Here is a 9758-nt window from a genome sequence, read left to right as displayed (position 1 = left end):
CCTTGTCCAGTCCCCGATCGACCGAAGGAGCTTGTTCTGCGTTCCACGTGGAACATTTACTTGCCGATACAGAAGCGCCCGAACAAGGCATCCAGCACGTCTTCCACCCCCGCTCGCCCGGTGATCGCGTCGATAGCCAGCCGCGCCGCCCGGACCTCCTCCGCAAACAGAAGGGAGTCGTCCAAGAGCGCAGCGCGGTGCAGCGCCTCCGCTGCGGTGCAACATAAATGCCGCTGCCGTGCATTGAGTGCCACCATATCCGGCGGCGGCAGCAACTCGGTGGCAATCTCGGCCATACGTGCCCATAGCAGTTCCAGTCCCCTGCCCTGCTGCACTGATATGGCAATCTGCTCCGGGCGCGGTGCCCTTCGTTCGGGTGCATCCGCCCGCGCATGGATCCACAGGCTGGCAGGGTGCGCAGGCGGGGCATCGTCGCCGAGCCATAACAGCAGATCAGCCTCGGCAAGTGCCGACCGGGCTCGTTCCACGCCGATCGCTTCGATCGGATCATCGGTAGCCTCGGCAAGTCCCGCCGTATCGATCAGCAGCCATGCGATCCCCGCGCGCACGACAGGCACCTCGATCCTGTCACGCGTCGTGCCCGCAATCGGCGACACGATCGCCGCATCGCGATCGGCCAGTGCATTGAACAAGGTAGACTTTCCCGCGTTCGGCGGCCCCCCTAGCACAACCCGCAGCCCGTCGCGCAGGCGCTCCACTGGCGGCCGCATCGCGACGACCATGATATCCTGCGCCAACGCCTCAGCCTGCACGCGCAATGCTGGCAGCGGATCGTCACCCGCCACATCGTCCTCGTCACCATGGTCAAGTTCGGCTTCGATGCGCGCGGCGACGGCCAACAAGCGCTCGGCCCAGGCTTCTGCATGCCGTCGCACGGCGCCGCCGGCACTGCGCACCGCCGCGCGACGCTGCGCCTCCGTCTCGGCCATCAGAAGGTCACCCAAGCCTTCCGCTTCGCTCAAATCCAGCCGGCCGTGCAGCAGCGCGCGACGCGTGAATTCTCCCGCTTCCGCCGCCCGCAAGCCAGGCATGCCGGCCAGAACCGCCTCCACCGCGCGTACCACCGCACGCCCGCCATGGAGATGAAGCTCGACAAGATCCTCGCCGGTCGCGGTGCGCGGACCCGGGAAGCAAAGCACCAGCGCGTCGTCCAGCGTTCCGCCATCGGATGGGTCGCGAAGCCGGCGTACGCCTGCCCTGCGCGCAGGGGGCAGCGCTCCGATCATTTGCTGCGCCGCAGCAAATGCCTTTTCCCCGCTGATACGCAGCACGGCGATCGCGGCAGGCAAGGCGCCGCTGGAAACCGCGAAGATCGTGTCCATGCCGGCCGATCAGCTTCCCGGCTTCTTGGTGGCGGCATCGAACAGGCCCCGCCAGAAATTCATGCCCGCCTCCCCCATTGGCGCCCAGTTGCGCATCATCGTCTCGAATCCTTCAGGGGTGCCGTGATTCTCGATCGCCTGAACCATGAGCGAGACATAGCGATCGTGCACGGGCGTGAGATCCGGCAAGCCCATCGCGCGGCGGGCCTCTTCCGGCGTGCACTCGACTTCGACATTGATCTTCATGCGTTTCCTTCCGCGCTTGAGCGCATCGCCGGCCCCCTGCTAGGCCTGTTGCCATGTATGCGCGCGACCATGCCCTGATCGCAACGCCCATCGGCCCGATCCGGATCGAAGGCGATGATCGGCAGCTGTACCGGATCGCCATCGGCGCCGATGGCACACCGGCAAACGGCAGCAGCATCACGGTGCGCGCGGCAGTCGATCAGCTTGCCGCCTGGTTCGCGGGCGAGCGCCGGAGCTTCGATCTTCCGCTTTCGCCGCTCCAAAGCGCCCGCGGCATGCTGCTGCGAGAGGGGCTGATCGCCGTGCCGTTCGGCAGCACCATCAGCTATGGCCAGCTGGCGCGAACGCTGGGCTCCAGCGCACGAGCCATCGGGCAACTTTGTGCGCGGAATCCGTTTCCGTTGATCGTACCGTGCCACCGCGTGTTGAACGAAGGCGGCAGCCTGGGTGCCTATTCGGCCGGCCAGGGCCCCACCACCAAATCCTGGCTGCTCGAGCACGAGCGGCGCTTAACCGGAGAGTATCTGCTATGAGCACCCTGACGATCGATGCGCTGGACGAGAGCGGCAGCTTCTCCGCTTATGTCGCGCACCCTGAAGGCACTCCGCGCGCCGCGATTCTTGTGATTCAGGAAATTTTCGGGGTGAACCCGGGCATTCGCCAGAAGTGCGACGGCTGGGCCGCCAAGGGCTATCTGGCGATCGCGCCCGACCTGTTCTGGCGGCTGCAACCCGGCATCGAGCTCGATCCCGACGTTCCCGACCAGTTCGAACAGGCGCTGAACTGGATGGGCAAGTTCGACCAGGACAAGGGCATTGCCGACATCGAGTCCACTATTCAGGTCGCGCGCGCCGCGCTCGGGGGCGGCAAGGTGGGCGCCGTAGGCTTTTGCCTGGGGGGCCGGCTAGCCTATATGACGGCGTCCCGCACCGATATCGATGCCAGCGTCGGCTATTATGCAGTCGGGATCGACGGTCTGCTGGGGGAAAAGCACGCGATCGCCAAGCCGCTGCTGCTCCACATTCCGCAGGCAGACCATTTCGTCTCGCCAGAAGTGCAGGCGAAGATGCACGCAGGACTGGACGATCACCCCAACATTACCCTGTACGACTATCCGGGCGAAGACCATGGCTTCGCAGCCGAAATGGGAAAGCGCCGGTCCGAGGCGGCCGCGCAACTGGCAGACCAGCGCACGGCGGAGTTCTTCGCCGAACATCTGGCCTAGGCACCTGCACCGGCCCTTCCCGACACGCGGGGAGGGCCGGCAGGGGATTAGAACAGGCTGGTCAGCCCCATGGTGCCTTCGGTGCCCACCCAGCCTTCGTAGATCATCTTGAACGCCACGAACACGATCACCGCGAGACCGAAATAAGCGATCCAGCGGTGGCGATCGATCAGCTTGGCGATCAGATTGGCCGCGAGGCCCATCAGCGCCACCGACAGCAGGAGGCCGACCACCAGGATGCCAGGGTGTTCGCGTGCCGCACCGGCAACGGCGAGCACATTGTCCAGGCTCATCGAGACGTCGGCCACCGCGACGGCCCAGGCCGCACCGGCAAAGCTGCGCGCGGGCCGAAGACCCGATCGCTCGTCGCCTTCGATCTCTTCCGAACCGCCGCTCTCGCCGCCATGGCGGATCTCGCGCCAGAATTTCCAGCTGACCCATAGCAGCAGCAGTCCGCCAGCGAAGATCAGGCCGACAATGCCCATCAGCCAGCTGACGACCAGCGCAAAGGCGATGCGCAGCACCAGGGCCGCGCCGATGCCGATCAGGATAACCTTCTTGCGCTGGTCCGCCGGCAGTCCCGCCGCCAGTGCGCCCACAACGATCGCGTTGTCGCCGGCCAACACCAGATCGATCATCAGCACCGATCCGAACGCGGCCAGCGCCGCAGGATCGTCGAGGTTCGAGAAATCGGCGACGATGTGCTGCCAGATGTCCAGCGGCGTTCCGATGCCCGCCGCAGCGGCGCTGAGAAGAAGATCGATCATGCTCAAGCCCTAGCGCCAGGATCGGCGCGCGCAAAGCCTACGCGGCATCATCGCATCCGTTCCCTGCCGCCGCACGCAAAAAGGCCGGGCGACAAGGCCCGGCCTTCTTATGCCTCGCTTCAGCGCGGCGCGTGTTACTGGTTCATGCTGTCGAAGAAATCTTCGTTGGTCTTCGAATCCTTCATCTTGTCGAGCAGGAACTCCATCGCGTCGATGGTGCCCATCTGCATGAGGATGCGACGCAGCACCCACATCTTGGTGAGCTTGGCCTTTTCGACCAGCAGCTCTTCCTTGCGGGTGCCCGATTTGCCAACGTCGAGCGCGGGGAAGATGCGCTTGTCCGCAACCTTGCGGTCGAGCACGATTTCCGAATTGCCGGTACCCTTGAACTCTTCGAAGATCACTTCGTCCATGCGGCTGCCGGTGTCGATCAACGCGGTTGCGATGATCGAGAGCGAACCGCCTTCCTCGATGTTGCGCGCCGCGCCGAAGAAGCGCTTCGGGCGCTGTAAGGCGTTCGCGTCGACACCGCCGGTCAGCACCTTGCCCGAGCTGGGCACCACGGTGTTGTAGGCGCGGCCGAGGCGGGTGATCGAGTCGAGCAGGATCACCACGTCCTTCTTGTGCTCGACCAGGCGCTTGGCTTTTTCGATCACCATTTCAGCGACCTGCACGTGGCGGTTGGCCGGTTCGTCGAAGGTCGAGCTGATCACTTCGCCCTTCACCGAACGCTGCATGTCGGTGACTTCTTCCGGGCGCTCGTCGATCAGCAACACGATCAGGAAGACTTCGGGGTGATTGTCGGTGATCGCCTTGGCGATGTTCTGCAGAAGAACGGTCTTACCGACGCGCGGCGGCGCGACGATAAGCGCGCGCTGGCCCTTGCCCTGCGGCGCGACGATATCGATCACGCGGGCCGACTTGTCCTTGACGGTCGGGTCGAGCGTGTCGAGGCGCAGCTTCTGCTCGGGATAGAGCGGCGTCAGATTGTCGAAATTGACGCGGTGGCGCACCGCATCGGGATCGTCGAAATTGACTTTGAGCAGCTTGGTAAGAGCGAAATAGCGCTCGCCGTCCTTCGGCGCGCGGATCTCGCCTTCCACCGTGTCGCCGGTGCGCAGGCCGAACTTCCGGACCTGGTTGGGGCTGACATAGATGTCGTCGGGGCCGGCGAGATAGTTCGCCTCGGGCGAGCGGAGGAAGCCAAAACCGTCGGGCAGCACTTCGATCGTGCCTTCGCCGGTGATTTGGTCGCCCTGCTCGGCCTGGGCCTTGAGGATGGCGAAGAGCAGGTCCTGCTTGCGCAGCGTCGACGCGCTCTCGACGCCCAGTGCCTCGGCCATGGTGACCAGCTCGGCAGGGGCGGTTTTCTTGAGGTCCTTGAGATGCATGGAAGGTCCGGAAATTCTAAGGGGGAGAGCGTCGATCGGCGATGTGTACGCGCAGGATTCGATGCTTGGAGGAAGGATGCACCGGGGTTCGGTACACGACAGCAAAATTAGGTGGGGGGGTGCCCCAAGTCAACTGCGATTCGGCGCAGATTCACCCCGCCGAATCGCAGGGTTTTTCAGAACGGTTTCACCTCGGCGAGGATGACGATGAAGACGAGCGCCAGCGCCGGCACTTCGTTGAGGAAGCGCAGCGTGCGGGTGGCGATCGGCGCCTCGCCGCGCCCCAGCTTCTTCCCATAGCCCACTGCCCAGCCATGATAGCCGCTCAGCAGCACCACCAGGAGCAGCTTGGCATGGAGCCAGCCGATCCCCGCCTGCCCGTCGAACAGCCCAATATTGGCCGAGAGCGCCAGTCCGAGCGCCCAGACGATGAGCAACGAGGGCGTGAGGATCATCCGCTTCAGCATCCCCTCCCGCTTCGCCCAGGCCGCCGCCTCGGCCGTGCCCAGCGCCTCCTGGTGATGAATCAGGTAGCGCGGGAACAGGAACAGCCCCGACATCCAGAACATCACGAAGATGACGTGGAACGCCTTCACCCAAAGATAGGCACTGCCCAACCAGCCGATCATTCCGCCGTCCCCCGCACGCGGGCCAGCAGCTGCTCGACATGCGCGATCGGCGTGTCGGGCAGGATGCCGTGGCCCAGGTTGAACACATGCGGCCGCGCCGGAAAGGCCGCGAGGATCCGGTCGATCGCGCTGTCGAGCACCGCGCCGCCCGTGATCAGCGCCAGCGGATCGAGATTGCCCTGCACCGGCAGCCCTTCGGGCAGCACCGCGTTGGCCCATTCGGGATCGGCCGTCTCGTCGAGTCCGATCGCATCCACTCCGGTTTCGCGGGCATAGGCGGCGAGTTTGCCCCCTGCCCCCTTCGGGAATCCAATCACGGGCACCAGATCCCGAACCGCTGCCGCGATCCGGGCGTTGGGGGCGATTACCCAACGTTCGAACTGGGCGGGGCTGAGGCTGCCCGACCAGCTGTCGAACAGCTGCACAGCCTCCACGCCGGCTTCCGCCTGGGCGCGCAAATAGGCGATGGTCTGGTCGGCGATGCGATCGACCAGCGCCTGCATCAGGCCCTGGTCGCGATAGGCGAGGCGGCGCGCCTCGGCCTGTTCACGGCTGCCCTGTCCCGCGATCATGTACGTCGCCACGGTCCAGGGAGAGCCCGCAAAGCCCAGGAAGGTGGTCTGGGGGTCCAGGGCCGCCTTCACCCGCCTTATCGTGCCGTAGATGGGCTCCAGGACGCTGGAATCGGCATCGAAGCCGTCGAGCACGTCGCGCGCGGTCACCGTCGGCGCGAGTCTGGGGCCTTCGCCCGTCTCGAACCAGAGCTTCTGGCCGAGCGCCATCGGCACCACCAGGATGTCGGAAAACAGGATGGCGCCGTCCATGCCGAAGCGGCGGATCGGCTGCAACGTGATTTCCGCGGCAGACTCGGAATCCATCGCGAGTGCCAGGAATCCGCCCTTTTCGGCACGGAGCGCACGGTATTCGGGCAGGTATCGACCGGCCTGGCGCATGAGCCAGACGGGCGGAACGGGCTGGCGAGTCCCTGTCAGGGTCGCGAGCAGCGGCTTGGAAGCGCGAAGAGTCAGAGCCGGGATCCCACTACTAGAAGATTCGATTCTCAGGATGTTGGAGTCTGTTGGCCGGTGAAAGCCGGGGCTTATGGCGATGTGAGTCAGTTGCCAACAATTTGACTCCTGCGGCCATCCGGAATCGCACGGATTCGGGAAATCTGTCCACAAGACTCACAGCCTGTGAATGGAAAGCACAAGCTGGGGATGCCGCTGTGGACGAATCACACGGGCTTTCCCGAATCTCGGCGGGTTGGCCGGATGCCGCGGTTACGCTACCGCTTGTTCGCCATGTTATGCACAGATCGGTCCCCAGCCTGATGCGGCTGCACCTGCACCTGCTCTCGGACTCCACCGGGGAGACGCTGGAAAACATCGCCAAGGCGGCACTGGCGCAGTTCGACGATGTCGAGCCGCTGCGCCATTTCTGGCCGATGGTGCGCAGCGAGGCGCATCTCGAGCGCATCCTGCAGGAGATCGCGCAGAACCCGGGTCTGGTGATCTACACCCTGGTCAATCGCGACATCCGCCGCATGCTCGAGACGCGGTGCCGCGCGCTGGGGCTGCCGGCGATCGCGCCGCTCGACCAGGTGAGCCATGCGCTCTCCAACCTGCTCGGCCAGGAGGCCAAGGCACGGCCGGGGCGCCAGCACATGCTCGACGCCGCCTATTTCGCCCGCGTCGATGCGATCCAGTTCACCATCGCGCATGACGACGGCATCGGCTGGGAGGATTGGGAGGAGAGCGACATCCTGCTCGCAGGTGTGTCGCGCTCGTCGAAGACGCCGACCTCGATCTATCTCGCCAATCGCGGCTACAAGGTGTCGAACATTCCCGTGGTGGTGGAATCGCCGCCGCCGGCCAAGCTGTTCCAGCTCCAGCGGCCGCTGATCGTCGGGCTGACGACCAGCGCCGATCGGCTGGTCCAGATCCGCCGCAACCGGCTGCTCTCGCTCAACCAGGCGCCGGAGACCGACTATGTCGACCAGGAAGCGGTGCAGCGCGAGATCGCCTTTGCGCGCCGCATGTTTGCCGACAATGGCTGGCCGGTGATCGACGTTACCCGCCGCTCGATCGAGGAAACCGCCGCCGCGATCATCCAGCTGTGCAACGACCGTGAAATGGAACGCCGATAATGCCGACTCTGGTTCTCGCTTCCCAGAGCGCGTCGCGCCGGGCGATGCTCGATGCCGCCGGGGTGGCGCACGAGGCGCTGCCCGCCCTGGTCGACGAGGCCAGCGCCAAAACATCGCTGCTTGCCGAGGGCACGTCTCCCCGTGACCTTGCCGACGCGCTCGCCGAGCTCAAGGCGCTCAAGGTCTCACGCATGGCGCCGCAGGCGCTGGTGCTCGGCGGCGATTCGCTGGTCGCGCTCGACGATGGCAGCTTGCTCGACAAGCCCGAGAGCCGCGAACAGGCGCGCGACCATCTTCAGCGCATGTCGGGCAAGACCCACGACATCTACAGCGCCGCGGTGATCGCCGAGGGCGGCCGCCCGGTCTGGCGGCACGTCGATCGGGCGCGACTCCACGTCCGGCCGCTGAGCGAGGCGTTCATCGAATCCTATCTCGACCTGGAATGGCCCGCCATCGCCGGCTGTGTCGGCTGCTTCCGGATCGAAGGACCTGGCGTGCAGCTGTTCCACCGCACCGAGGGCAGCCATTTCACCATCCTCGGCATGCCGCTGCTGCCGATTCTCGACTATTTGCGCACCCGGGGAGTGATGCCCAAGTGACTCGTTATGCCGAGGTGATCGGCGATCCGATCGCCCATTCGAAATCGCCGATCATCCATAAATTCTGGCTCGATGCGCTGGGTCTGGAGGGCGATTACCGCCGCACCCATGTGCTGGGCGACGATCTCGCCGGCTATTTCGCTCGCGCGAAGGACGATGCCGATTGGCGCGGCTGCAACGTCACCATCCCACACAAGCTGGCGGTGATGGACCTGGTCGGTGATCCCGGCGGGGTGCGCGGCACGATCGGAGCGATGAACACCGTGATCCGCGGCGAGGACGGCACGCTGATCGGCACCAATACCGATGCAGGCGGCTTCTTCTCGCCGATCGCTGGACTGGAACTCGAAGGCCGCCACGCGGTGGTAGTCGGCGCCGGCGGTGGCGCCCGGGCGGTCCTGTTCGCGCTGTCTCGCGTGGGTATCGGCCGAGTGACCATCCTCAACCGCAACGTGCTCAAGGCGGCGGCGCTGCTCTCGAGCTTCGGGGTGAAGGGCGATGCTTTGCCGATCGGCGTGGCGCTGCCCGCGGCCGACCTCCTGGTCAACGCCAGCCCGCTCGGCATGGGTGGCCAGCCCCCGCTCGAGCTGGACCTCGATCCGCTGCCCGAACATGCGGTGGTGTACGATATCGTCTACGCCCCGCTCGAGACGCCGCTGCTCGCCCAGGCACGGGACCGCGAGCTGGACACGGTGGACGGACTCGAGATGCTGGTCGGTCAGGCCGCGCTTGCCTTCGAACTGTTCTTCGGCGCCGAGCCCCCGCGCGACCGCGACGAGGAACTGCGCGCACTGCTTACCGCATGAGCAGGCGGCCGATCGTGCTCGGGCTCACCGGCTCGATCGGCATGGGCAAGTCGACCGTGGCGGCGATGTTCGCGGCGGGCGGCGTGCCGGTGTTCGATGCAGACGCCATCGTCCACCACCTACAGGGGCCCAATGGCGCAGCGGTAGCAGCGATCGAGGCCGAATTTCCAGACACGACTACCGAGCTCGGCGTGAATCGCACGCTGTTGCGGGAAGCGGTGATGGCCGACCCCACCGCGTTCGCCCGACTCGAAGCGATTCTGCACCCCGCCGTCGCAGAGGCGCGCGAGTCGTTCCTGGCGATGCACGCCGACGCGCCACTCGTCGTTCTTGACGTACCGTTGCTGTTCGAGGCGGGCGGCTGGCGGCATGTCGACAAGATTGCGGTCGTATCCGCACCGCCCGAGGTGCAGCGCGAGCGCGTTCTCGCCCGCCCCGGCATGACCGCAGAGCGGTTCGAGGCCATTCTCGCCCGGCAAATGCCCGACGCCGAAAAGCGCGCCCGCGCCGATTTCGTGATTCCCACCGGCGAAGGTCTGCAGGTTACGGAAGATTGCGTACGCACGGTCATCGCTTGCCTCGCGCCGCCTGCGGGTGGATAAGCGC

At 65.6% G+C, this 9758-nt stretch carries 12 protein-coding genes; 6 read left to right on the top strand and 6 right to left on the bottom strand.

Going from position 1 to position 9758, the window contains the following annotated elements:
- Nucleotides 1–56: 56 nt before the first annotated feature.
- Both mnmE and ACNFJ7_RS12705 read right to left on the bottom strand, forming a co-directional pair.
- Complete coding sequence (gene mnmE / locus ACNFJ7_RS12710; protein ID WP_019369112.1) at nucleotides 57–1343, bottom strand: tRNA uridine-5-carboxymethylaminomethyl(34) synthesis GTPase MnmE; 1287 nt, start codon at nucleotides 1341–1343, stop codon at nucleotides 57–59.
- A gap of 9 nt (nucleotides 1344–1352) precedes the next feature.
- Nucleotides 1353–1589: a DUF6489 family protein gene (locus tag ACNFJ7_RS12705; protein ID WP_019369111.1), complete on the bottom strand. Its 237-nt coding sequence runs from the start codon at nucleotides 1587–1589 to the stop codon at nucleotides 1353–1355.
- A gap of 53 nt (nucleotides 1590–1642) precedes the next feature.
- On the opposite strand from ACNFJ7_RS12705, the gene ACNFJ7_RS12700 reads away from it, so the two are divergent.
- Entirely contained in the window at nucleotides 1643–2122 is a 480-nt protein-coding gene (locus ACNFJ7_RS12700) for a methylated-DNA--[protein]-cysteine S-methyltransferase (RefSeq protein ID WP_019369110.1), read from the top strand.
- Nucleotides 2119–2814 carry a dienelactone hydrolase family protein gene (locus ACNFJ7_RS12695; protein WP_019369109.1) on the top strand — a complete coding sequence of 232 codons (696 nt, stop codon included), beginning with the start codon at nucleotides 2119–2121 and terminating at the stop codon, nucleotides 2812–2814. The genes ACNFJ7_RS12700 and ACNFJ7_RS12695 overlap by 4 nt, the downstream gene beginning before the upstream one ends.
- A 47-nt stretch (nucleotides 2815–2861) precedes the next feature.
- Here the strand turns inward: ACNFJ7_RS12695 and ACNFJ7_RS12690 are convergent, their stop codons facing one another.
- From ACNFJ7_RS12690 to hemE, 4 genes are all read right to left on the bottom strand, one after another.
- Entirely contained in the window at nucleotides 2862–3581 is a 720-nt protein-coding gene (locus tag ACNFJ7_RS12690) for a TerC family protein (RefSeq protein WP_019369108.1), read from the bottom strand.
- A 134-nt stretch (nucleotides 3582–3715) separates the two neighbouring features.
- Nucleotides 3716–4972: a transcription termination factor Rho gene (gene rho / locus ACNFJ7_RS12685; protein WP_019369107.1), complete on the bottom strand. Its 1257-nt coding sequence runs from the start codon at nucleotides 4970–4972 to the stop codon at nucleotides 3716–3718.
- A gap of 176 nt (nucleotides 4973–5148) precedes the next feature.
- On the bottom strand, nucleotides 5149–5601 hold the full coding sequence (locus ACNFJ7_RS12680; protein ID WP_019369106.1) for a CopD family protein: 453 nt from the start codon (nucleotides 5599–5601) through the stop codon (nucleotides 5149–5151).
- Nucleotides 5598–6554: a uroporphyrinogen decarboxylase gene (gene hemE, locus ACNFJ7_RS12675; protein ID WP_019369105.1), complete on the bottom strand. Its 957-nt coding sequence runs from the start codon at nucleotides 6552–6554 to the stop codon at nucleotides 5598–5600. The genes ACNFJ7_RS12680 and hemE overlap by 4 nt, the downstream gene beginning before the upstream one ends.
- Nucleotides 6555–6931: 377 nt before the next feature.
- On the opposite strand from hemE, the gene ACNFJ7_RS12670 reads away from it, so the two are divergent.
- From ACNFJ7_RS12670 to coaE, 4 genes are read left to right on the top strand one after another with little or no spacing between them, the layout of a single operon-like run.
- Nucleotides 6932–7747 carry a pyruvate, phosphate dikinase/phosphoenolpyruvate synthase regulator gene (locus tag ACNFJ7_RS12670; RefSeq protein WP_019369104.1) on the top strand — a complete coding sequence of 272 codons (816 nt, stop codon included), beginning with the start codon at nucleotides 6932–6934 and terminating at the stop codon, nucleotides 7745–7747.
- A gap of 44 nt (nucleotides 7748–7791) precedes the next feature.
- The gene (locus ACNFJ7_RS12665; protein WP_019369103.1) at nucleotides 7792–8346 is read left to right on the top strand and encodes a Maf family protein; all 555 of its coding nucleotides are present in this window, start codon (nucleotides 7792–7794) and stop codon (nucleotides 8344–8346) included.
- The gene (aroE, locus tag ACNFJ7_RS12660; RefSeq protein ID WP_019369102.1) at nucleotides 8343–9152 is read left to right on the top strand and encodes a shikimate dehydrogenase; all 810 of its coding nucleotides are present in this window, start codon (nucleotides 8343–8345) and stop codon (nucleotides 9150–9152) included. Before ACNFJ7_RS12665 ends, aroE begins: the two co-directional genes overlap by 4 nt.
- Entirely contained in the window at nucleotides 9149–9754 is a 606-nt protein-coding gene (gene coaE / locus ACNFJ7_RS12655; protein WP_019369101.1) for a dephospho-CoA kinase, read from the top strand. The genes aroE and coaE overlap by 4 nt, the downstream gene beginning before the upstream one ends.
- Nucleotides 9755–9758: the final 4 nt, after the last annotated feature.

Source organism: Sphingomonas sp. HT-1, from assembly GCF_048568905.1.
In the GTDB taxonomy this organism is placed as follows: Bacteria; Pseudomonadota; Alphaproteobacteria; order Sphingomonadales; family Sphingomonadaceae; genus Sphingomonas.
The sequence above is the reverse complement of the archived record's forward strand: the minus strand, read 5'-3'. Positions and strand labels throughout refer to the sequence as shown.